Consider the following 20812-nt stretch of genomic DNA (forward strand, 5'->3'; position numbering starts at 1 on the left):
GTCCCCGCGGCCGGCTCGTTGCGAGCCGGCCGCGGGACCTTTCCGTGCCCGAGCTCAGGGCAGGCGCACGATGTGGGCGACCAAGGCCGACCCGACGGCCGCCGGGTCGGCCTGGTGCTGGACGTAGACGAGCTTCGGCGCGCGCACGTCGACCCGCACCGGTGCCGGCTTGTCGCCGCAGCGCACGTTGACGACGGAGGCGTCCGGCGGCGGAGTGCGCATGGACTGCGGGTCGGGGTCGTGGGAAGCAGCCCGCACCGTTGTCCGGATCGTTCCCTCACCCAGGCAGATGATCTCAACCACGTAGTCACCGGTCTTGTTGGTGCTGGACGCCGAGCCTGAGGTGCCCATGTTCAGGCGGGCGGGGGCCGCGGCTGAAGGCGACGACAGCCGGCTTGCCCGCCTTCTTGCGGTCGTTGTTGTTGACGTCGGCGCCGAGCGTGGCCATCGCCTCGGATCCCAGCTGCTTGAGCTGGGCCTCGGTGAGCGGTGGCCGGGAGAACGACGGGCTGGGCGCGGCCGGTGTGGGGGCGGCCCGGTCGGTGTCGACCACGGACATCACGGTGGCGGTGGTCACTATGGCGATCCCCACACCGGCGGCTACCGCGACGACACCGGCACGGCGGCGGCGCCGTACCGTGCGCTGCGCCGCCGCCGATCCCGGCGGCCGGATGAACGTCAGGTCCGCGGCGCGCATGTCGGCGAAGGCCGTCCGGGTCTGCTCCTCGGTGAGTTCCTCAGGCATGCGGTACCTCCGTGGGTGCGAGGCCGAGCCGGGCGGCCAGCGTGACGCGGCCGCGGTGCAGTCAGGATCGGACAGTGCCCTCGGGCACCCGCTCCCGGTCGGCGATCTCGGCGACGGGCAGGTCGGCCAGATAGCGCAGCACCATCGCCCGCCGTTGCGCGGCCGGCAGGGTGGCCAGAGCCTCGATCAGCGCGAGCCGCTCGGGTCCGGGCCCCTCGACGACCGGCTCAGCCTGCTGGCGGCTGTGGAACGCACGGATCGTGCGTAATCGCCGCCAGCGGCTGGTTGCCAGGTTCCAGGCGACGCGGCGGACCCAGGCGGCCGGGTCGTCGTAGCTGGAGACCTGCCGCCAGCGGGCCAGCGCCCGGCAGGAAGGGCAAGCCCCGCCGCGGAATCTTTCTAGGCGGAGTGCCGGGGGCGGTGGTCGCGGTGCTCGTCGTCGTCGTGGTCGACGATCGCCTCGGCCATGCCGGCCACGGTCGCTGCCGCCACGACACCGATCGCCGTTGCCGGGCCCGGGTCGGCGGCGGCGTTCTTCTTCGCCTTCCGCTCGCGGAGCATCTCGATGATGATCGGCAGCACCGAGATCAGCACGATCAGGGCGACCACCGGCAGGATGTAGCGGTCGATCTTGTCGCCGATGGCGTCGTAGATCTGCTGGGCCAGCAGGTAGCCGACCAGCAGCACGCCGTCGCACCACAGGATTGCGCCGACCACGTTCCAGATGAAGAACTGGCGGGCCGGCATGCCCAGGGTGCCGGCCACCGGGTTGAGGAACGTGCGGACGATCGGGATGAAGCGGGCCAGCACCACGGCCTTGGCCGGGCCGAACTTCTCGAAGTAGTACTCGGCCTTCTCCACGTACTCGCGCTTGAACAGCTTGCTGTCCGGGCGTTCGAACATCCGGCGGCCGTACTTGGCGCCGAGCAGGTGACCCAGCTGGGCGCCCACGATGGCGCACAGCGGGGCGCCGATCAGCAGGCCGGCCAGCGAGATGCGGGTGCCGTCGCCGAAGATCGAGTCGGCCACCGGGGAGGCCGCCACGCCCGCCAGGAACAGCAGCGAGTCGCCCGGGAAGAAGAAGCCGACGAGCAGACCCGTCTCCGCGAAGAGGATCACCCAGACGCCGATCAACCCGAAGGTCTGCAGCAAATCCTTCGGATCCATCGGGTTCAGGGCAAGCTGCTCGGAGAGCGCACGGATGTCCACGAGGAGCCAGGGTACCGGCCCCGGCAAGCCCGGCACCTGTACGAATGCTGTGGATTACAGCCGGGGGTCCACCGGCTCCGATTCCGCCGCGAGGATGGCGAAGACGAGTTCGTGGATCCGCCACAGCGCCGCACCCTCGGCCAGCCGGTCCAGCGCCGCCAGCCCCAGGCCGTGCTCGCGCAGCGCGAGCCCACGCTTACGGCCCAGCGACCGCTGCCGGAGCCGTTCCAGCTGCTCGGGACGGGTGTACTCCGGTCCGTAGATGATCCGCAGGTACTCCCGGCCCCGGCACTTCACCCCCGGCTGCACCAGCCGGCCCTTGGCGTCGGTCATGCCCAGGCCGCCGTACGGCTTCACCACCATCCCCTCGCCGCCCGCCGCGGTCAGCGCCAGCCACCAGTCGGTCGCGGCCTGTTCCGTGGCCGGATCGCCGAGCTCCACCACCATCCGCCGGGTCGGGGTGAACAGCACCGGATCCGCCGCGACGAGCTTGTCCGCGATGTCCAGGTGCCAGCCGTGATCCTTGTCCCGGTACGAAACCCCGGCCCCGGCCAGCACCGCGAACGGCGCCAGCGTCACGCCGGTCAGCCCGTCGGTCGGCTGCACGTACGCTCGGTACGCCGCCGAGTAGCCCTCGATCTCCGTCGCCCGCAGCTCCAGCCGCGCGCGCAGTTCCGTGACGTCGAGGCCGCGCCCGGCGACCTGCTCCAGCACCGACAGGGCAGCCGGCAGCGCGGCCCGTCCCGCGGCACCGACTCCCGCGTACCGCTCGCGGATCAGCCCGCCGGCCTTGGCCGACCACGGCAGCAGCTCGGTGTCGAGCAGCAGCCACTCGGTGTCCAGCTCGGTGAAGACCTTCTCGGCCGCCGCGCGTACGCCGGCCAGCAGCGTGGTGTTGCGCTCGGCGTCGAAGAACGGCCGCCCGGTACGGGTCCAGATGGCGTCCCCGGTCCCCGAACGCGAGACGCGGACCACCGCCCGGGAGCCCATGTGCTTCTCCTCGCACACCACCGTGCCGACGCCGGCCGACCGCAGGTCCGCGAACGCCGTCGCCGGGTGCTCGAGGTAGCCGTCGTGCGTCGACGTCGAGCACGGCGCCATCGTCGGGGGCAGCCAGACCAGCGTGGCCGGGTCCAGCGCGAAGCGGCTCATCACTTCGAGTGCCGCGGCGGCGTTCTCCGCGGCGACCGTGGTGCGGCCGTACCCGTAGTCGAGGTGCCGGCGGCCGGTGACGTCGGCCAGGTCGAGGCCCTCGTCGGGCTTGGTGTCGACCGGGACCAGCGGGCGGGCCGGGGCGTAGTACTCGCGGGCGGCGGGGACCGACACCAGCTCGCGGGTCGGCCAGCGCAGCGCGGTCAGCTTGCCGCCGAAGACGCAGCCGGTGTCGAGGCAGATGGTGTTGTTGATCCACTCCGGTTCCGGCGTCGGCGTGTGGCCGTAGACGACCGCCGCCGAGCCGCGGTAGTCGCGGGCCCACGGGTAGCGGACCGGGAGGCCGTACTCGTCGGTCTCGCCGGTCGTCTCGCCGTACAGGGCGAAGGAGCGGACCCGGCCGGAGGCGCGGCCCTGGTATGCCTCCTTCAGGCCGGCGTGGGCCACCACCAGCTTGCCGCCGTCCAGCACGTAGTGGCTGACCAGGCCGTCGATGAAGGTGCGGACCTGGGCGGTGAACGCCTCGTCCTCGCGGCCGAGCTGCTCCAGGGTCTCCGGCAGGCCGTGGGTGAGCTGCACGTTGCGGCCGTTGAGCTTGCGGGCCAGCTTCTGCTCGTGGTTGCCCGGCACGCAGATCGCCGTGCCGGCGCCGACCATGCCCATGACCAGGCGCAGCACGCCGGGGGAGTCCGGGCCGCGGTCGACCAGGTCACCGACGAAGACCGCGGTACGGCCCTCCGGGTGCACGGCACCGACCGGGCGGCCGGAGTCGTCGCGGCCCAGGGCGTACCCGAGGGTTTCCAGCAGCGTCTCCAGCTCGGCCCGGCAGCCGTGCACGTCGCCGATGATGTCGAACGGGCCGGTGACCTCACGCTTGTCGTTGAACAGCTTCTCGTAGCGGATCGAGGCGGCGGCGATCTCCTCCTCGCCGCGCAGCACGTGGATCTTGCGGAAGCCTTCCCGGGCCAGCTGCCCGAGCGAGCGGCGCAGGTCCCGGTGCATGCGGTTGAGGACCTGACGGCCGAAGGTACGGTCCGCCCGGCCCTGGGTGCGCTCCCAGGCCAGCGGCTCGGGCACGTCGAGGACCACGGCCACCGGCAGCACGTCGTGCTCGCGGGCGACCTTGACCAGCCCGGCCCGGGCGTGCGGCTGCAGGTTGGTGGCGTCGACGACGGTGAGCCGTCCGGCGGCCAGCCGCTTGCCGGCCACGTAGTGCAGCACGTCGAAGGCGTCTCCGGACGCGGACTGGTCGTTCTCGTCGTCGGCGACCAGGCCGCGGAAGTAGTCGGAGGAAAGCACCTGGGTGGGCTGGAAATGCTGCCCGGCGAAGGTCGACTTGCCGGATCCGGAGATGCCGACCAGCGCGACGAGCGCGAGCTCCGGGATGTCGATCTGGGTCATGCCTCCTCCTTCACGAACACGGCGAGCTGGGTCGGTGCGCCGGCCTTCGCGTCCTCGTCGCCCACGCCCCGGAAGCCCACCCGGTAGCCGTGCGCGGACGCGGTGCGTGCGGCCCACTCCTGGAACTCGGCGCGGGTCCACTCGAAGCGGTGGTCCGAGTGCCGCATCCCGGTCAGGCCCTCGTACAGGCCGTTGTATTCGACGTTCGGCGTGGTCACGATGACCGTCGCCGGGCCGGCGTGGCCGAACACCGATGCCTCCAGCGCGGGCAGGCGCGGCGGGTCGACGTGCTCGATGACCTCCATCAGCACCGCCGCGTCGAAGCCGCGCAGCCGGTCGTCGCGGTAGGTCAGCGCCGACTGCCACAGCGTCACGCGGTCCCGCTGGCGCTCGGGCACCCGGTCCAGCCGCAGGCGCTTGTGGGCCAGGTCGAGGGCGCGTGCGGACACGTCCGTGCCGACGATCCGCGTGTACCGGCGGTCCTTGATCAGGGCGCCGAGCAGCGCACCCTGGCCGCAGCCGAGGTCGAGCACCCGGGTCGCGCCGGACTCGGCCAGCGCGGCCAGGACCGCGTCGCGCCGCTGCTCGGCGAGCGACTGCTTGCGGGCCACCGGCAGCTCGGCCTCCTCGTCGGTCACCGTGTCGGCCGGGGCGTCGACGGAGTCCGGGTCCAGCCGGTCGAGCTGTTCCAGCGCGCTGGCGGCCAGCGACCGCCGGTGGGCCAGGTAGCGCCGGGTGATCAGCACCTTCTCCGGGTGGGCGGCCAGCCAGCCCTCGCCCGCGCGCAGCAGCTTGTCGATCTCGTCGGGCGCCACCCAGTAGTGCTTGGCGTCGTCCAGGACGGGCAGCAGCACGTACAGGTGGTTCAGCGCGTCGGCCAGCCGCAGGGTGCCGGTCAGGGTGAGGTCGACGTACGGGCTGTCGCCGGCCAGCGGATGCCCGGCCTGCACGTCGTCGAGGGGGATGGGCGTCGCGGTGACCGTCCAGCCCAGCGGCTCGAACAGGGCGGCCGCGCTGCCCCGGCAGCGCAGCACCGGCACGTGGATCTCCAGCGGGAGGGCCGCGCCGGCCAGCTCCGGGCGGTCCTTGGACTCGCCGCGCAGGGCGCTGCGGAAGACCTTGGCCAGGGCGCCGGCGAGCAGACTGGACGCCGCGTACGGGCGGTCGTTGACGTACTGGCCCAGCGCGAACGACTCCGGTGCCGACTGCTGCTTGCGACCGCCGCGCGCGGCCCCGAGCCGCTGCGGGTCGACGTCGAGCAGCAGCGCGGCGGTGCACCGGTCCTCGGCCGCGTCCGGGAACAGGACGTGGGCCGTACCGGTGGGCACGTCGAAGGAGTGCACCTTGTCGGGGTGCTTGACCAGCAGGTAACCGAGGTCGGTGGCCGGCCGGTGGGTGGTCGTCACGGTGAGCAGCACCGGCTGATGATCGCAGCGCGGGGCAATCGGCAGCGACTGATTTGACGCGCGGCGCAATGATTCGCGGGTCCGTGGCCGTCGTAGGAGCGGAGGTGCCCGTGACCTACGAGGAGTTCGCCGACAGCCGGCTCGGCGCCCTGCTGCGGTACGCCGTCATGCTCACCGGTGACCAGCACACGGCGCAGGACCTCGTGCAGGAGACGATGGTCCGCGTGCAGCTGAACTGGCGGCGGGTCGCCGGCAGCGACTCCCCGGACGGGTACGTCCGCAAGATGCTCACCAACCAGTTCGTCGACCTGCGCCGGGGCTCGTGGTTCCGGCGGGTGCTGTTGCGGCCCGAGCCCGACCCGGCCCGCGCCGCGCCCAGCGACCACGCCCAGGAGAGCGCCGAGCGTGACCGGGTCTGGACCATGCTGGCCCGGCTCCCGCGTCAGCAGCGGGCGGCTCTGGTGCTGCGCTACTACGAGGATCTGCCGGATGCCGAGATCGCCGAGGTGCTCGGCTGTGCCGTCGGCACGGTTCGTTCGTCCATCTCGCGAGCGCTCGCCACGCTCCGTACCGAGTTCGTGGAGGCCCGATGACCCCGATCGAGGAAGAGCTGCGGGCCACCTTCGAGCGGCACGAGGCCCTGACCCCGGCCGTCGGCCCGGTGCGGGCCGGGATCGAGGCGGCTTCGGTACGGGCCAGACGCCGCCGCATGATCCGCCGGGTCACCACCGCGGCCGTGGCCGTGCTGATGGCCGGAACCGCCGTACCGGTGATCCTGGAGCGGTGGCAGCGCGACTCGTCACCGTCGGTGCCCACCGCCGATCTGCTCGCGACCGAGCCGGCGCCGGCCGGCCCGCTGGACGTGTTGCTGCTGGGCAGCGACAACAGGCTCCGCTGGCCGGACCGGAACCGCCGGGCCGACACAGTCATGATCATCCACGTGCCGGCCGACCGCACCCGGGCCTATCTGGTCAGCCTGCCGCGCGACGGCGAGGTCAAGCTGCCGGAAGGCGAGGGCAAGTTGAGCGAGACGCTCTTCCTCGGTGGCCCGGAACTTACCGAGAAGACCGTCTCCGAGCTCACCGGAGTCACCTTTGACGCGACCGTGACGGTCGACTTCCGGGCGCTGCGGGCCGTGACCGAGACCGTCGGCGGCGTGCGGGTGTGCCTGCCGCAGGCCGTCAAGTCGGTGCACAACGGCAAGACGTACCCGAAGGGCTGTCAGCAGCTGACCGCGGCCGACGTCGTACCGGTCCTGCAGGCTCGCTACGGCCTCCGGAACGGCAGCTACGACCGGGACCGCAACGCCCAGCTCTTCCTGCGGGCGCTGGCGGGGAAGCTGGCCGCGGACGGGACCGTGACCGATCCCGCCCGCGTGCACGCGCTCCTCACCGCCGCCCGGGACGGGCTGGAGATCTCCGGTGACCCGGCGGCGTTGTTCCGGGCGGCCGGCTCACTGGGCTCGCCCGGATCACCGGTCGGGATCAGCGAGCGCACCTTCCACGGCATGGCCAACGGCCGGGAGCAGATCTATGCCAAGGTCGGTCCCTCGCTCTACGCCGCGCTCCGCGACGACACACTTCCGGCATGGATCTCGGCAAACCCGGCATACGTCGTGAAATAGGGCTCAGCGGTAGTCGTCGTCGAGGGGCACACTGCGTCCCTGTTCCTGGGCGTCCCATTCCGGCGCCTCCAGGGACGGGCTCACGGCCGGCTCCTCGGCGTCGTCGTCCCAGGCCGGATCGGCCACCACGGCCTGTTCGGCCGCGTCGCCCTCGGGCGCTTCCAGGTCACGCTCGTCCTGCGGGTAGGTCATGGCCGGCTCCCTTCACGTCGCGGTCACTCCCTCATGCTGCACCGTCCCCGCCGCGCCCGGCCCGCAAACCGGCGCCAGGGTAACGGGGCGATTTCCGTGCCGGTCCCCCGCTGCGGGATACTGCCTGCTGGAGGACAGCGCGGTCCTGCCCTCTGCTTCGCATTCCGATATCAAGGAGCGCACCGATGCCCATCGCTTCCCCTGAGGTCTACGCCGAGATGCTCGACCGCGCCAAGTCCGGCGCGTTCGCGTACCCCGCGATCAACGTGACGTCCTCGCAGACGCTCAACGCCGCCCTGCAGGGCTTCGCCGAGGCCGGCAGCGACGGCATCGTCCAGATCTCCACCGGTGGCGCCGAGTACGCCTCCGGCCCGACGATCAAGAACATGATCACCGGCGCGGTCGCCCTCGCCGAATACGCGACCGAGGTGGCCAAGAACTACCCGGTCAACATCGCGCTGCACACCGACCACTGCCCGAAGAACAAGCTCGACGCGTACGTGCGCCCGCTGCTCGCCCTCTCCAAGGAGCGCGTCGCGAACGGCCAGGCGCCGCTGTTCCAGTCGCACATGTGGGACGGCTCGGCAGTACCGGTCGACGAGAACCTGCAGATCGCCGAGGAGCTGCTCGCGCAGGCCGCCGCCGCGCACATCATCCTCGAGATCGAGGTCGGCGTGGTCGGTGGCGAGGAGGACGGCGTCTCCGCCGCGATCGACGACAAGCTCTACTCGACGGTCGAGGACGGCCTGGCCACCGCGGCCGCGCTGGGCCTGGGCGAGAAGGGCCGCTACATGACGGCCCTGACGTTCGGCAACGTGCACGGCGTCTACAAGCCCGGCAACGTCAAGCTGCGCCCGGAGATCCTCAAGGAGATCCAGGAGGCGGTCGGCGCCAAGTACGGCAAGGAGAAGCCGTTCGACCTGGTCTTCCACGGCGGCTCCGGCTCGCTGCTGTCGGAGATCCACGGCGCCCTGGACTACGGCGTGGTCAAGATGAACATCGACACCGACACGCAGTACGCGTTCACCCGCCCGGTCGCGGACCACATGTTCCGCAACTACGACGGCGTGCTGAAGATCGACGGCGAGGTCGGCAACAAGAAGCAGTACGACCCCCGCGCCTGGGGCAAGCTGGCCGAGGACGGTCTGGCCAAGCGCGTCGTCGAGGCGTGTGAGCACCTGCGTTCGACGGGCACCTCGCTCCTCAAGTGATCTTGTCGGGAACGGCCGGTCCCCGTACGTGGGGGCCGGCCGTTCTCGTGTTGCCGGACTACGCAGAGGCGTGGGTACGATCGTCGTCTTGTCCGGAAGAGGGCGGTGATCATGCTCGGTATCGAGGGGTATGAACCCGAGTGGCACCACGACGCCGAGGCCCTCGCTGCCGTCCACAGAGCACGGTTCACCCGGCTCATCGGCCGTGAGCTGGTCGGCGGCTGGCTGATGTGGGACATGTCCGAGCGGGGCTGGTTCGCCGACGGCCCGGTGATCCTTGGCTTCGGTGGCACCAACGTGGAAATCACTCACCGCAAGTTCGACGAGTGTGCAATCACCTGGAACCAGGTCGACATGAGTGCCCCCATCGAGTGGTACGCGACCGGCATCCAGCTCGACTGGCGGGCCGACCCGCACGCGGCGCTGCGCAACGCCCGGGGCCGGAAGCTGCGCGAGGTCAACATCATCGAGCGCACCACGGTCAAGGAGTGGCGGCCCCGGGTGCTGCACGCCGTCGAGTTCCTCTTCGAGGGGGCGCGACTGGCGGTCTTCAACGCGATGGACGAGAACGGGCTGACCGACGTACCGGAAATGGATCTGCCGGTGCACAGCTGGCGCCGCGTGCACGTCGCCTGACCGGCCGGGGGCTGACCCTACCCGCGGGACGCCGGGCAGCAGGATTTTGCCGGTCCGCAGCCGTCATTAGCGTCGAAGACATGAAGATGCTCCTCGCTGGCCTCGCCGTTCTCGGCCTGGCCGCCGCGACCGTACCGGCCACTTCGGCCTCCGCCCATCAGTCCGATCGCGGCCAACTGATCACCGCGACTCCGCTGCAGACCCTGACCACCAGAGCGGACGTCGCCGACGCCCTCACCGAAGCGAAGTTCGACCCCGCACCCGCCCGGTACGGCGTCGACACGTACCAGTTGATCTACCGCACGGTCGACCCGGCGGGCCGGCCCACCGTCGCCAGTGGACTGCTCGCCCTGCCCCGGAACGGTGGCCGGCAGCTGCGCACGGTGTCCTACACGCACGGCACCGAGCTCAACCGGCTCGATGCGCCGTCCCTGACCGCCGACGGCTGGGGTGTCGCGCCGGCTCTGACCTTCGCGTCCACGGGCTTCGCCGCCGTCGCACCGGATTACCTCGGCCTGGGGCTGGGACCCGGGCCGCACCCGTTCCTGGACGTGCCTTCGGAGACCACCGCGGGGGTGGACCTGCTCCGGGCCGCACGTGCTTTCGTCCCGCGTACCGGCCATGAGCTGGGCCGGGACGTGCTGGTCACCGGCTTCTCCCAGGGCGGGTCGGCCGCGACCGGGCTGGCCAAGAGCCTGCACGGCGGCGCGGACGACTGGTTCCGGCTGCGTGCGCTGGCGCCGATCTCCGGGGCGTACGACGTGCGCGGTGTCGAACTGCCTGCCCTGATCGACGGCACGGTCGAGCCGCCGTGGAACGTGGGCTACACCGCGTACCTGATGGTTTCGTGGAACCGCCTGCATCACCTCTACGACGACCCGGCCGAGGTCTTCAACGACAAGATCGCGGACCGGGTCGAGGGGCTCTACGACGGCGTGCACGACGGCGACGACCTGGGTGAGCTCCTGCCCATGCGGCTCGACCAGCTCTACACCCGGCACGGGTTGAAGCTGCTCACCGAACCGTCGGGGCCGTTCGCCGCGGCGTTGCGGGTGCACGACGCGACGTGTTCGGGCTGGCGGCCGGGCGTACCGGTGCGGTTGCTCGTCTCGGCCGGTGACGAGCAGGTCCCGACCGCGAACGCCGAGCACTGCGCGGCATCGTTCCGGACGGTGCCCGTGGTCGACGTGGGCGACCTGAAGTACGAGGGCTCGATCCACCTCGGCTCGAACATCCGCGGCACCGCCGCGGCGGCCACCTGGTTCGCCAGCCTGCGCTAGTTCCCGCCTCCGCCGCCTCCACCACCGTCGCCACCGCCGCCGGACCAGCCGCCGCCATCGCTGCCACCGCCGCCATCTCCGCTCCCGGAGTGGTGGCGGTGGTCTGTGTCTCCGTAGTTGTAGAGCACGCCTGAGCCGCCGCTGAGGTAGCGGTTGCTGCCGGACGGGCGTGTCCCGGTCGTGCGACGGCTGGTCCAGACCGCGACGCCCACAGCTGCCGCGAGTCCCAGAACGAACAGGATCGTCACCATGACCGCAGTGTGGGGCACGCCTGCCACCCAGCCGTAATGGCTTTGCGGCAGCTGGCGCCGGACCGCTTCAATGCCGGTATGGATCTCCGTCGAGTGGACCTGCGGGCCCTCAACTCCCTGACCAAGTACCCGTCGATCCCGACCTACCACCTGCTCGACCCGCGCAACGGCGGTCTGCAGGACGAGGCCGTGGTCTTCTCCGGGCCGGTCGTGGGAACCGAGAAGGTCGACGGTACGAACGCCAGGATGATCCTGACCCCCGGTGGTGGCTGGCTGATCGGGTCGCGCGAGGAGCTGCTGCACGCCCGGGGTGACCTGATCTTCAACCCGTCGCAGGGCATCGTCGCCGCGCTGAAGCCGGTCGCCGAAGCGCTTGCGCTCGTCACCGGCGACGAGATCCGGGTCGTCTACGTCGAGCTCTACGGCGGCAAGGTGGGCTCCGCCGCCAAGCAGTACACCAGCGACCCCACCCGGTACGGCTGGCGGTGCTTCGACGTGCTCGTTCTGAACGACCCGGCCGAGCAGCTCAGCTGGCCCGCCGAGCGGATCGCCGCGTGGCGCGACGGTGGCGGGCAGACCTTCCTCGCCGAGGACGAGCTGGCCGGCGCCGCCCGCGATGCCGGGCTCGAGCTGACGCCGCGGCTGTTCACTGTGGATGCCGCGGAGCTGCCGGCCGACCTGGAGAAGACCAGCGCCTGGCTGGCGGAGCAGCTGCCCGAGTCGCGGGTGCGGCTGGACGCCGGGGCGCCGGGCGGGGCCGAGGGCATCGTGCTGCGCAGCAACGATCGCAGGGTGATCGCAAAGGCCCGGTTCCAGGACTACGCCCGTACCCTCAAGCGCCGCCGTTGAGGTAGCTCTCCACCGCCGCCGACGTGCGCTCGACGTCGCCGGTGGCGACGAGATCCAGCAACGCTCCGCGCAGCACGGCGAGGGTGAGGGTGGCCCGCTCGGTCCCGGGCCGCCCGGCCGTCAGCACGGCGAGCCAGTCCTGCACGGTGGCCCGGGCGAAGTCGGCCCACGGTCCGGCCGGGTCGACCAGCGAACGGACGTACGCCTCGGCCCACAGCACGAGCAGCGGCCGGTGCTCGGCGGCGGCCAGCCACCGCCAGATCTCCGCCACGGGGTCGCCGGCGGCCGGCAGCCGCCCGAGCATAGCCAGCTCGTCGCTCCGGGCCCGGTCGAGCAGCGCGCGCACCAGCCCCTCCTTGCTGCCGAAGAGCAGCAACAACACCCGGGGGCTGGACTCAACGGCAGCGGCCAGCGGCCGCAGCGACATGTCCGCCAGGCCGTGCGTCAGCACGTGGTCGTAGGCGCGTTCCAGCAGCTCAGCACGTCGGGCCGACACTCCGCTATCCTCACTGAAACAGTCGTTTCAGTCAACCGAGTCGTTTCAGTCAACCGAGGAGGACGCCATGAGCTCAGCGGAGGCGGTGATCCGGCCCCTGGACCAGCCCGGGGATCTGGGCTGGGTCATCGCGGCCCACGGCGAGGTCTACGCCGGCGAGTTCGGCTGGGACCGCAGCTTCGAGGCGCTGGTCGCCCGGATCGTCGCGGACTTCGCCTCCGGCCACGACACCGAGCGCGAGGCGGCCTGGCTCGCCGAGGTCGGCGGCCGGCGCGTGGGCTGTGTCTTCTGCGTCGCCGGCCCGGACTCGACGGCCCAGCTGCGGCTGCTGCTGGTCCACCCCGACGGGCGCGGGCACGGCCTCGGCGGCCGCCTGGTCGACACCTGCCTGGAGTTCGCCCGCGACGCCGGCTATCGCACCATGCGGCTGTGGACCAACCATCCGCTGACTGCCGCACGCGCCATCTACCTCAGCCGCGGCTTCACCCTCGTCGACGAGGAGGCCCACCACAGCTTCGGCCTGGAGCTGGTCGGGCAGACCTACCAGACGCAGCTGTCCTGATCAGTGCGTCAGCGCCGCCATCGCCTCGTCGACGGAGTCGGTGACCACGATCAGATCCGACTGGTCGCCGTGCGGTGAACGCGCCAGCAGCGGCCGGAGCAGCGCCTCGACCGGCAACGCGGACCAGTGCTCAACCCCCAGGAAGACGAACGCGCCGGACGGGCCGTCGGTGCGATAGAAGGTCTTCGTCGCCGCCTGGAACACCTCCTGGACCGTGCCGGCCCAGCCCGGAGCGAAGACGATGCCCCCGCGGGCCAGGCGCAGGATCGTGTCCTCCCGGACGGCGTTGGAGAAGTACTTGCCGATCTGGCCGGCGAACAGGTTCGCCGGCTCGTGGCCGTACAGCCAGGTGGGCAGGGCCAGGCCGCCGTGGGTGAGCCGGCCGACCACGTCCGCCGCGGCCGGTGCCGGGTACGCCGTACGCACCGCCAGCGCCGCCGCCGTGTACGGGTCGTGGTCCATGAACTTCGGCGCGGGCGCCAGCAGATCGATCGCCGCGTCCAGCTCGTCCGCCGTCCGACCCGTGAAGTAGGCGCCCAGATTCGCCGCCTCCATCACCCCAGGCCCGCCACCGGTCACGATCAACCGGCCGGCGCCGGCCAGCCGCCACGCCAGGGTCGCGGCCATCCGGTACGCGGCCGACCCCCGCGGCTCGGCGTGCCCACCCATGATCCCGACCGCACCTCGGGCGTCGTGCTCGCCGACCCACGCGGCCAGCGCCTTGCCCAGCGCGTTGTCGATGCCGGCGTCGTGCAGCCGCTGCCCGATGGCCTCGCGCAGATCGGGCGCCGCGCCGCCGTGGGCCAGGAAGTGCTCGTAGACGCGGGTGTCGTACATGCCCGCGAAGCCGTCCTGCTCGAACCCGAGGGCCAGATCGTCCGGCGTGTACAGGTGGGCCGGATGCGTCGGATAGGGACGGGCCTCGAACGGCGGCACCAGGTGCGCGCCCCGGGAGATGAGATCCATCTCGACCTCGGGGCCGGCCAGCCGGCAACCGACGAACAGGGTCCCGGTCACGTCGACGCCGGTGAAGTCGGGGCACTGCTCGTCGAGCCGCAGCCCGAGCACGATCAGCCCGGCCAGCGACCGCTTGGCGAGGTGGGTGTCGAGTTCGGCACGCGACTCGATCTCGGACGCGGTGGCGTCGAACGGCGTCTCGCCGCCGAACACGGGCTGCAATGGATCACCGGGCATGACCGTAGGGTAGCCAGCGTGAAAAAGGCGTCGGGATCGCTGTTCGGGTTGGCGTACGGGGACTCGCTCGGCAAGCCGACCGAGTTCCAGGACTACGAGACGATCGTGGCGGCGTACGGGCCGGGCGGGCCGCGGGAGCTGACCGGTGATCCGGCGCTGGTCACCGACGACACCCAGATGATGCTGGCGGTCGGCGAAGCCCTGGTGGCGGCCGGTCCGCTGACCCCGGCGAGCTTCGAGCCGGTACTCCGGCAGGCGTTCCTCGACTGGGCGATCAGCCCCGACAACAACCGCGCCCCCGGCATGACCTGTCTGCGCGCATGCGGCGACCTCGCCGACGGCCGGCCCTGGCAGCGCGCTTCACAGATTCACTCGAAGGGCTGCGGCGCCAACATGCGCGTCACCCCGGTCGGCCTGATCCCCGGGCTCACCGACACGCAACTCGCGGGAGCTGCGCAGTTGCAGGCCGGTCTGACCCACGGCCACGCGACGGGTCTGGCGGCGAGTGAACTGACCGCGTACGCGGTGCGCTGGCTGAGCGACGGCCTGCCGCCGCAGGATCTGCTGCCGCGCCTGCGGGCGCATTGCGCCGAGCAGCGGTGGGTCTACCACGAGGACTGGCTCGGCGACCTGTGGCAGCGACCGGCGGTGGAGTCAGCCGAGGACTTCATCTCCCGCGGCTGGGACGAGAACGCCGCGGCCCTCGACCGGGTGGCGGACGCGCTGCGCCGCGGCGACACCGGTGGCGATCCCTGCCTGGTCACCGGGGCCGGCTGGATCGCCGAGGAAGCGCTGGCCACGGCCCTCTACTGCTACCTGCTCACCCCGGACGAGCCGGTCACGGTCCTGGGCCGGGGCGCGGCCTCGTCCGGCGATTCGGACTCCATCGCCTGCTTGGCCGGCGGCTTCGCGGGTGCGGCGCTGGGCCTGGCGGCCTGGCCGCCGGCCTGGCAGGAGCGCATCGAGTACGCGGACAGGCTGCACGCCTTGGGCGAAGCATGGGATTAGCAAGGTGACATTCACCAACCCACCCCCGGGAACGGGTCCCCGGCGCGGTTGAATAGGCCCATGCAAAACCTCCTTCCCGAGCCGCCGGCCACCCGCCTCCCCGCCGACACCGAGGCCGACGCGGCCCTGGCCGAAGCGAAGCAGGCCGGCACCGACGACGCCTACAAGACCGTCGCGGCCCGCTTCCCGGCATACAGCGGTGGCTGGGCAGCGCTGGCGGAGAGCGCCCTGGCCGAGAAGCAGCCGGTCACCGCATACGCGTACGCCCGCACCGGCTACCACCGGGGGCTCGACGCCCTGCGCCGCAACGGCTGGAAGGGCCACGGGCCGGTGCCGTGGTCGCACGCCCCCAACCAGGGCTTCCTGCGCTGCCTGCACGCCCTGTCGCTGGCGGCGGCGCAGATCGGCGAGTCGGACGAGGCGGCCCGGTGCGCCCAGTTCCTGCGCGACAGCGACCCGGCGGCGGCCGACGCCCTGACCTGATCGGGCCGGGCCAGGCCGAAACCTCCGGCCTGGCCCCGACCCCTACAGACCCTCGGCCACCGCGGCGGCGATCTTCAGCCAGGAGTCGCGCGTGCCGTTCGACAGGTGGCCGTAGCGAAGCGGCTCACCCGAGTCGATCAATTTCTCGTACGGGGCCAGCAGAACCGCCCGGGTGCGGGCCGCGAAGTGCCGCTGGATCGCCGGCAGGTCGATGTCCTTGCGGGTCGGCGGCATCGTGACGACGCTGACCGCCTGCCGGACCAGCCGCTGCCGGCCGCTCTGCTCCAAGTGGTCCAGCATGCGAGCCGCAGTCTCGGCCGAGTCGTTACGGGCCGACATCGTGATCACCAGCTGGTCGGTGGCATCCATCGCCGCCTGCCAGTTCTGCGCCCGGACGTTGTTACCGGTGTCCACGAAGATCAGCTTGTAGAACCGGCTGACAATCTCCCGGATCTCGGCGAACGCGCTGGCCGTGAGCATCTCACCCGCGGTCGCGGACTCGTCCGAAGCGAGCACGTCGAACATGCCCTCGCCCTGCGCCCGCACGTACTGGCTCAGGTCACCGACCCGCCCGTGCGACCCGCGGAACAGGTGCAGGTCCCGCATCATGTCCCGGACCGTACGAGCATGGAAGTCCTGTTGCGCCCGCATGCCGAGGGTGCCCTGGGTCTCGTTGTTGTCCCAGGCCAGCACATAGCCGCCACGCTTCTGCCCGAACGTCATCGCGAGGAGAAGGACGGCGACTGTCTTGCCGGCGCCGCCCTTCGGGTTGACGACAGTGACCTGCCGCAGGCCGCCGAAGTTACGCCGGACCATCTCGACGTCCTGCTTGTACTCCTGCTCACGCTTGCCCGGCGCCAGGCGGACCAGGCCCATCGTGCCCTTCTGCAGCATGGCCCGGGCGCCCATGGTGGCGGTCGGCTCGGCCGGCTTGGCCAGCCGCCGCCGGGCGAACTCCTCAGCGGTGGGCGTGCCGTCCGAGACCCAGGGGAGCTGCTGGTAGGGGTCAACGGGCGGGGGCTGCTGGTTGGGGCCGGGGGGCTGGTCGCCGTGGTGGGGTGGTGGCTGCTGGAGCTGGGGGTGGGGTGCGGCGGCCCTGGGGTCGATGGTCGGGGGGAAGGGGCCGGGGACCGGGGGTGGTTGGGCGTTGGTCGTCCGGGGTTGCTCCACCGGCCACGGTGCTGGCTGGCCCTGGTGGGGTGGGCCTGGGTGGGGTGGCAGCGGGCCGGCTGGCACTGGTCCTGGTTGCTGGGTCCCGGCCTGGTGCGGTCCGGCCTGGTGCGGCGGCCCGGCTTGGTGCGGTCCGGGCTGATGTGGCGGCCCGGCGTGGTGCGGTCCGGCTTGGTGCGGTCCGGGCTGGTGCGGGCCGGTCTGGTTGAGGACGGCCTGGTTGGGGGTCGGCACCGCTGGGCCAGTCAGGTGCGGTCCGGGCTGGGGGCCTGGTGGGTTCGGGGCGGGCACGGCTGCGCCTGTTCGGCTCAGTCCTGCCTGGTGGGGGCCGGGCTGATGCGGTGCAGGCGGGCCTCCCTGCTGGGGTCCGGTCTGGTTCGGCGCCTGATGCGACGGCACTGACACAGGCGCTGCGCCGCTCTGCCGAGCGCCGCCGGTCTGCCCGCCACCGCCGGCCTGCCCGCCACCGCCGGCCTGCCCGGCACCAGCGTGCCCGCCGCCGCCAGCCTGCCCACCGCCGGTTTGTCCGACACCGCCGGTCTGTCCAGCGCCGGTTTGTCCGACACCGCTGGAGTGTCCGGCGCCGGTTTGTCCGGAACCCAGCTGCGGGCCGACCGGTCCGGGCCGGTAGACCGCTCCCGCGTGCTGTTCGTCGACATTCTCGGGACTCTGCCGCGGCGTCACAGTCGGGAAGTGCGCCGGACCGGCGCTGGACACAGCACCGTTCCGCTGCACCGCCCCAGATGCGTCCGTCCCGCTGCGGGGCCCGGGCGTCGGAGCTCCGTCGGTCTGGGCCGGCCGCTGCGGCGGCTGCGACCAGGGCGAATCCGCCGCAGACGGCCCGTCAGGGTGCGGTCCACCACTGATCGGCACGCTCAGGTCCGGCCCGTGAGCCGTCGACGGCCCGTCGGGCCGCGGCCCTCCGCTGACCGGTGAGCTGAGGACCGGTCCGTGGGCGGTGGCCGATGGTCCGTCTAGGCGCGGTCCGCCGCTGACCGGCGCGCTGGGCGTCGGTCCGGAGACCGGTGCCGCGCTGCCCGTACCGTGCGGCGCAGCGTCCGAAGTGGTCGGCGGCGGCGAAACATGGGCAGAAGCGGAGAAGTGCCCCGCCGCTGTAGAGCCCGTGCGGGACGGGATGTTCGGCCAGGGCTGTGCCCCGCCGCCATCCGGACCGGGCGCGGGCCGCGGCTGGGGAATCTGCGGCTGGGGCGGCTGCTGGTGGTACATCGGTGGTGCGGGCGGCGGCGTCACCACGCGGTCCATCGGCCGGTAGACGCTCGGGTCGCCCTGCTGCGGGGCGGTCACCGGCGGGGCCGGCGGGAGCGGGAAAGCCTGCGGTGCGTCCCGGGGCACCGGCTTGCCGCCGTGCACCGGAGCGTTCAACTCCTCCGGCGGCCAGAACGGCTCGACGTCCCGGTCGGGTTGCGTGCCGTTCGTACCCGGGACGTAGACGCGGTCGGCGTTCTCGTCCTCCACGGATGCGACCTCCCCGTATTTCCAAAGATTCGTACCTGAGTGCTAGTTCAGACTCGCACAAAGGGTCATCCCGCGTACACCGCCCAGGCGCCGGGCTCGGTCCACCACGAGCGTTTGCGGTTCATCGTCCCGGCCACGCCGTCGTCGAGGAACTGCAGCTCGCCGTCGCGGGGTAGGACCGACACGGCTCGGCCCCGGGCCCGGCGCACCTCGACGCGTACCCTCGGCTTTTTGAACAGCTGCTTGACCAGCACCGGGACCGCCACCGCGACCTCGACCCGGCCGTCGGTCGGGTCCGGCGTGCCGAGCAGCGGCAGGCCGTCGAACTCGGCGTAGGCGCCCGCGTTGCCGATCGCGCAGGCGATGATCTGGTCGGTGCCGTCGGAGAGCACAGCGTCATCGACCTCGATGCGACCGCGCCACGGCACCGCCTTTCCGGCGTCGTCGGCCCCGCCGACCAGCGCGCCGTCCACCGTCACCGAGCCGCCGTCGTTGCGCAACAGATCAAGGCGGCGGACCGTGCCACCGAGCACCGCGGCGGCGACCGCGGCCGGGTCGCGGGGCAGGCCCAGCTGGGCGGCGAGGTCGGTGCTGTTGGCCGGGTCGAGCGGCAGGATCGCCACCGGCGGCAGGTCCGGCACGGTGCGGTTCTCGTCGAGGTCGGCGGGGCGTTTGCTCGGCGGGGGCGCGTACCGCCGGACCAGCCGGCGCATCACCGCCCTGAGCTGGCCGTCCGTCGCCGTCGCGACGACCAGCCGCAGCTTGCTCTCCTGGTCGGGCCAGGCGAGGCCGTCCGGCCGCGCCGGCGCGTCGAAGCGGGCGATCACCGCGTCGATCTCCGCATCCGAGGATGCGGTCACGGTCTCGACCCGCGCGCCGGCCGCGGTGAGGGCATCCACGCACTTCAGCACCGGTACGCGCGGAGTGTCGCAAACCTCCTGCTCGGCGGAGCCGCAGCCGCCGCACGCCGAACCGCAGGCACCCGCGGCCGAGCCGCCACCCTCGGCCAGGCTGAGCACGATGACGTCGTACACGGCTCAGGCCTCGCTCAGCACCGAGTGCCGCTCGATGACTTCCTCGCGGCCCGGGCCGACGCCGACCACGGAGATCCGCGCGCCGATCCGTTCCTCGACGAACTCGACGAAACGCTGGGCGTTGTCGGGCAGCTCGGCGAAGCTGCGGGCGCCGCTGATGTCCTTCTTCCAGCCGGGCAGCGTCTCGTAGATCGGGGTGGCGTGGTGGAAGTCGCTCTGGCTGTACGGCATCTCGTCGTGCCGTACCCCGTTCACGTCGTACGCCACGCAGACCGGGATCTCGTCCAGCCCGTCGTAATTGTCCAGTTTGGTCAGGGCGAAGTCGGTCACCCCGTTGATCCGCTGGGCGTAGCGGCCCATCACCAGGTCGAGCCAGCCGATGCGGCGGGGGCGGCCGGTCGTGGTGCCGTACTCGTGACCGACCTCACGCAGATAGTCGCCGACCTCGTCATGCAGCTCGGTGGGGAACGGACCCTCGCCGACCCGGCTGGTGAACGCCTTGAGCACCGCGACGACCCGGTCGACCCGGGTGGGCGGGATGCCCGAGCCGGTGCAGGCGCCGCCGGCGGTCGCGTTGGAGCTGGTGACGAACGGGTACGTGCCGTGGTCGACGTCCAGCAGGGTGGCCTGGCCGGCCTCGCAGAGCACGACCTTGCCGTTGTCCAGCGCCTGGGAGAGCTCCAGCGCGGTGTCGGCGACCATCGGGCGCAGCCGCTCGGTGTAGGAGAGCAGCTCGGCGATGACCTCGTCGGGCTTGATCGCGCTGCGGTTGTAGATCTTGGAGAGCACCTGGTTCTTGAAGCTCAGGGCGGCTTCGACCTTCTGGCGCAGGATCGACTCGTCGAAGAGGTCCTGGATGCGGACGCCGAGCCTGTTCATCTTGTCGGCGTACGTCGGGCCGATGCCGCGGCCGGTGGTGCCGATCCGCCGGGCGCCCAGGTAGCGCTCGCTGACCTTGTCCAGCGTCCGGTTGTACGACGCGATGACGTGGGCGTTCGCGCTGATCCGCAGGCGGGAGGTGTCGATGCCGCGCGCCTCCAGGCCGTCGATCTCCTCGAACAGCACCGCCAGGTCGACCACCACGCCGTTGCCGATCACCGGGGTGACGCCGGGAGTGAGGATGCCGCTGGGCAGCAGGTGCAGGGCGTATTTCTCGCCCTTGATCACGACGGTGTGGCCGGCGTTGTTACCGCCGTTGAACTTGACCACGTAGTCGATCCGGTCGCCCAGGAGGTCCGTGGCCTTGCCCTTGCCCTCGTCGCCCCACTGGGCGCCGACCAACACGATCACCGGCACTTGACTGACGCCTTCCGTTGACACACGTCGTACGCGGAGAGGCCCGGGTACTGCCGAAGTTTACGCGACGCGGCGATCCGCCGCCCGCCGGTTATCCACAGCGTTGTCCACAGGACGATATCGGTGCTTTGTGGACT

22 protein-coding genes are annotated in these 20812 nt (G+C 71.8%); 9 read left to right on the forward strand and 13 right to left on the reverse strand.

The features are described 5' to 3' along the window. Positions 1 to 54: 54 nt before the first annotated feature. The 6 genes from ACQP2Y_RS00585 to ACQP2Y_RS00610 all read right to left on the reverse strand — a co-directional run bounded on the left by ACQP2Y_RS00585 (position 55) and on the right by ACQP2Y_RS00610 (position 5925). The gene (locus ACQP2Y_RS00585; RefSeq protein ID WP_433723545.1) at positions 55 to 303 is read right to left on the reverse strand and encodes a hypothetical protein; all 249 of its coding nucleotides are present in this window, start codon (positions 301 to 303) and stop codon (positions 55 to 57) included. A gap of 4 nt (positions 304 to 307) precedes the next feature. Continuing rightward, positions 308 to 745, reverse strand: a complete 438-nt coding sequence (locus tag ACQP2Y_RS00590) for a hypothetical protein (RefSeq protein ID WP_433723547.1) — start codon at positions 743 to 745, stop codon at positions 308 to 310. Between the two features lie 61 nt (positions 746 to 806). Then, positions 807 to 890 carry a sigma factor-like helix-turn-helix DNA-binding protein gene (locus tag ACQP2Y_RS00595; RefSeq protein ID WP_433732417.1) on the reverse strand — a complete coding sequence of 28 codons (84 nt, stop codon included), beginning with the start codon at positions 888 to 890 and terminating at the stop codon, positions 807 to 809. A gap of 254 nt (positions 891 to 1144) precedes the next feature. Next, positions 1145 to 1912 (reverse strand): DedA family protein, encoded by a 768-nt coding sequence (locus ACQP2Y_RS00600; protein WP_433732419.1) that lies wholly within the window; start codon positions 1910 to 1912, stop codon positions 1145 to 1147. 96 nt (positions 1913 to 2008) lie between these two features. Continuing rightward, complete coding sequence (locus tag ACQP2Y_RS00605; RefSeq protein ID WP_433723549.1) at positions 2009 to 4507, reverse strand: polynucleotide kinase-phosphatase; 2499 nt, start codon at positions 4505 to 4507, stop codon at positions 2009 to 2011. Then, positions 4504 to 5925, reverse strand: coding sequence for a 3' terminal RNA ribose 2'-O-methyltransferase Hen1 (locus tag ACQP2Y_RS00610; protein ID WP_433723551.1), 1422 nt, complete (start codon positions 5923 to 5925; stop codon positions 4504 to 4506). The genes ACQP2Y_RS00605 and ACQP2Y_RS00610 overlap by 4 nt, the downstream gene beginning before the upstream one ends. Positions 5926 to 6023: 98 nt before the next feature. Between ACQP2Y_RS00610 and ACQP2Y_RS00615 the strand changes: the two genes are divergently transcribed. Beyond that, positions 6024 to 6506, forward strand: coding sequence for a SigE family RNA polymerase sigma factor (locus tag ACQP2Y_RS00615; RefSeq protein ID WP_433732421.1), 483 nt, complete (start codon positions 6024 to 6026; stop codon positions 6504 to 6506). Beyond that, positions 6503 to 7537 carry an LCP family protein gene (locus tag ACQP2Y_RS00620; RefSeq protein WP_433723553.1) on the forward strand — a complete coding sequence of 345 codons (1035 nt, stop codon included), beginning with the start codon at positions 6503 to 6505 and terminating at the stop codon, positions 7535 to 7537. The genes ACQP2Y_RS00615 and ACQP2Y_RS00620 overlap by 4 nt, the downstream gene beginning before the upstream one ends. A gap of 3 nt (positions 7538 to 7540) precedes the next feature. Here ACQP2Y_RS00620 and ACQP2Y_RS00625 read toward each other — a convergent pair whose 3' ends face one another. Beyond that, on the reverse strand, positions 7541 to 7729 hold the full coding sequence (locus ACQP2Y_RS00625; RefSeq protein WP_433723555.1) for a hypothetical protein: 189 nt from the start codon (positions 7727 to 7729) through the stop codon (positions 7541 to 7543). Between the two features lie 185 nt (positions 7730 to 7914). Between ACQP2Y_RS00625 and fbaA the strand changes: the two genes are divergently transcribed. The 3 genes from fbaA (at position 7915) to ACQP2Y_RS00640 (ending at position 10856) form a co-directional block, all read left to right on the forward strand. Then, positions 7915 to 8940, forward strand: coding sequence for a class II fructose-bisphosphate aldolase (fbaA, locus tag ACQP2Y_RS00630; RefSeq protein ID WP_433723557.1), 1026 nt, complete (start codon positions 7915 to 7917; stop codon positions 8938 to 8940). A gap of 111 nt (positions 8941 to 9051) precedes the next feature. Beyond that, a complete protein-coding gene (locus tag ACQP2Y_RS00635; protein ID WP_433732423.1) occupies positions 9052 to 9576 on the forward strand; it encodes a hypothetical protein in 525 nt (174 codons plus the stop codon). 80 nt (positions 9577 to 9656) lie between these two features. Continuing rightward, positions 9657 to 10856: an alpha/beta hydrolase family protein gene (locus ACQP2Y_RS00640; protein ID WP_433723559.1), complete on the forward strand. Its 1200-nt coding sequence runs from the start codon at positions 9657 to 9659 to the stop codon at positions 10854 to 10856. Here the strand turns inward: ACQP2Y_RS00640 and ACQP2Y_RS00645 are convergent. Next, complete coding sequence (locus tag ACQP2Y_RS00645) at positions 10853 to 11107, reverse strand: hypothetical protein (protein ID WP_433723561.1); 255 nt, start codon at positions 11105 to 11107, stop codon at positions 10853 to 10855. The two genes, ACQP2Y_RS00640 and ACQP2Y_RS00645, sit on opposite strands and share 4 nt — an antisense overlap. 78 nt (positions 11108 to 11185) lie before the next feature. Between ACQP2Y_RS00645 and ACQP2Y_RS00650 the strand changes: the two genes are divergently transcribed. Then, on the forward strand, positions 11186 to 11956 hold the full coding sequence (locus tag ACQP2Y_RS00650) for an RNA ligase family protein (protein WP_433723563.1): 771 nt from the start codon (positions 11186 to 11188) through the stop codon (positions 11954 to 11956). Here the strand turns inward: ACQP2Y_RS00650 and ACQP2Y_RS00655 are convergent. Beyond that, a complete protein-coding gene (locus ACQP2Y_RS00655) occupies positions 11940 to 12452 on the reverse strand; it encodes a TetR/AcrR family transcriptional regulator (RefSeq protein WP_433723565.1) in 513 nt (170 codons plus the stop codon). The genes ACQP2Y_RS00650 and ACQP2Y_RS00655 overlap by 17 nt on opposite strands. 67 nt (positions 12453 to 12519) lie before the next feature. On the opposite strand from ACQP2Y_RS00655, the gene ACQP2Y_RS00660 reads away from it, so the two are divergent. Next, a complete protein-coding gene (locus ACQP2Y_RS00660) occupies positions 12520 to 13014 on the forward strand; it encodes a GNAT family N-acetyltransferase (RefSeq protein ID WP_433723567.1) in 495 nt (164 codons plus the stop codon). Here ACQP2Y_RS00660 and ACQP2Y_RS00665 read toward each other — a convergent pair whose 3' ends face one another. After that, on the reverse strand, positions 13015 to 14208 hold the full coding sequence (locus ACQP2Y_RS00665) for an LOG family protein (protein ID WP_433723569.1): 1194 nt from the start codon (positions 14206 to 14208) through the stop codon (positions 13015 to 13017). Positions 14209 to 14226: 18 nt separating this feature from the next. On the opposite strand from ACQP2Y_RS00665, the gene ACQP2Y_RS00670 reads away from it, so the two are divergent. Beyond that, positions 14227 to 15216 carry an ADP-ribosylglycohydrolase family protein gene (locus tag ACQP2Y_RS00670; protein ID WP_433723570.1) on the forward strand — a complete coding sequence of 330 codons (990 nt, stop codon included), beginning with the start codon at positions 14227 to 14229 and terminating at the stop codon, positions 15214 to 15216. 60 nt (positions 15217 to 15276) lie between these two features. Continuing rightward, a complete protein-coding gene (locus tag ACQP2Y_RS00675) occupies positions 15277 to 15699 on the forward strand; it encodes a DUF3151 domain-containing protein (protein WP_433723572.1) in 423 nt (140 codons plus the stop codon). A gap of 42 nt (positions 15700 to 15741) precedes the next feature. On the opposite strand, the gene ACQP2Y_RS00680 is transcribed toward ACQP2Y_RS00675, so the two are convergent. From ACQP2Y_RS00680 to ACQP2Y_RS00690, 3 genes are all read right to left on the reverse strand, one after another. Beyond that, the gene (locus ACQP2Y_RS00680) at positions 15742 to 16869 is read right to left on the reverse strand and encodes a MinD/ParA family ATP-binding protein (RefSeq protein WP_433723574.1); all 1128 of its coding nucleotides are present in this window, start codon (positions 16867 to 16869) and stop codon (positions 15742 to 15744) included. A gap of 1541 nt (positions 16870 to 18410) precedes the next feature. After that, entirely contained in the window at positions 18411 to 19379 is a 969-nt protein-coding gene (locus tag ACQP2Y_RS00685; RefSeq protein ID WP_433723576.1) for a hypothetical protein, read from the reverse strand. A 3-nt stretch (positions 19380 to 19382) separates the two neighbouring features. Beyond that, entirely contained in the window at positions 19383 to 20675 is a 1293-nt protein-coding gene (locus ACQP2Y_RS00690; protein ID WP_433723578.1) for an adenylosuccinate synthase, read from the reverse strand. Positions 20676 to 20812: the final 137 nt, after the last annotated feature.

This window comes from Actinoplanes sp. CA-051413, from assembly GCF_050955795.1.
In the GTDB taxonomy this organism is placed as follows: domain Bacteria; phylum Actinomycetota; class Actinomycetes; order Mycobacteriales; family Micromonosporaceae; genus Actinoplanes.

Excerpts from the sequence above, each read along its gene's own strand:
- ACQP2Y_RS00650 (WP_433723563.1), top strand. The coding sequence starts at position 11,186 with ATGGATCTCCGTCGAGTGGACCTGCGGGCCCTCAACTCCCTGACCAAG.
- ACQP2Y_RS00605 (WP_433723549.1), bottom strand. The coding sequence starts at position 4,507 with ATGACCCAGATCGACATCCCGGAGCTCGCGCTCGTCGCGCTGGTCGGC.
- ACQP2Y_RS00640 (WP_433723559.1), top strand. The coding sequence starts at position 9,657 with ATGAAGATGCTCCTCGCTGGCCTCGCCGTTCTCGGCCTGGCCGCCGCG.
- ACQP2Y_RS00660 (WP_433723567.1), top strand. The coding sequence starts at position 12,520 with ATGAGCTCAGCGGAGGCGGTGATCCGGCCCCTGGACCAGCCCGGGGAT.
- ACQP2Y_RS00600 (WP_433732419.1), bottom strand. The coding sequence starts at position 1,912 with ATGGATCCGAAGGATTTGCTGCAGACCTTCGGGTTGATCGGCGTCTGG.
- ACQP2Y_RS00620 (WP_433723553.1), top strand. The coding sequence starts at position 6,503 with ATGACCCCGATCGAGGAAGAGCTGCGGGCCACCTTCGAGCGGCACGAG.
- ACQP2Y_RS00675 (WP_433723572.1), top strand. The coding sequence starts at position 15,277 with ATGCAAAACCTCCTTCCCGAGCCGCCGGCCACCCGCCTCCCCGCCGAC.
- ACQP2Y_RS00665 (WP_433723569.1), bottom strand. The coding sequence starts at position 14,208 with ATGCCCGGTGATCCATTGCAGCCCGTGTTCGGCGGCGAGACGCCGTTC.
- ACQP2Y_RS00595 (WP_433732417.1), bottom strand. The coding sequence starts at position 890 with ATGGTGCTGCGCTATCTGGCCGACCTGCCCGTCGCCGAGATCGCCGAC.
- ACQP2Y_RS00645 (WP_433723561.1), bottom strand. The coding sequence starts at position 11,107 with ATGGTGACGATCCTGTTCGTTCTGGGACTCGCGGCAGCTGTGGGCGTC.
- ACQP2Y_RS00590 (WP_433723547.1), bottom strand. The coding sequence starts at position 745 with ATGCCTGAGGAACTCACCGAGGAGCAGACCCGGACGGCCTTCGCCGAC.
- fbaA (WP_433723557.1), top strand. The coding sequence starts at position 7,915 with ATGCCCATCGCTTCCCCTGAGGTCTACGCCGAGATGCTCGACCGCGCC.
- ACQP2Y_RS00635 (WP_433732423.1), top strand. The coding sequence starts at position 9,052 with ATGCTCGGTATCGAGGGGTATGAACCCGAGTGGCACCACGACGCCGAG.
- ACQP2Y_RS00625 (WP_433723555.1), bottom strand. The coding sequence starts at position 7,729 with ATGACCTACCCGCAGGACGAGCGTGACCTGGAAGCGCCCGAGGGCGAC.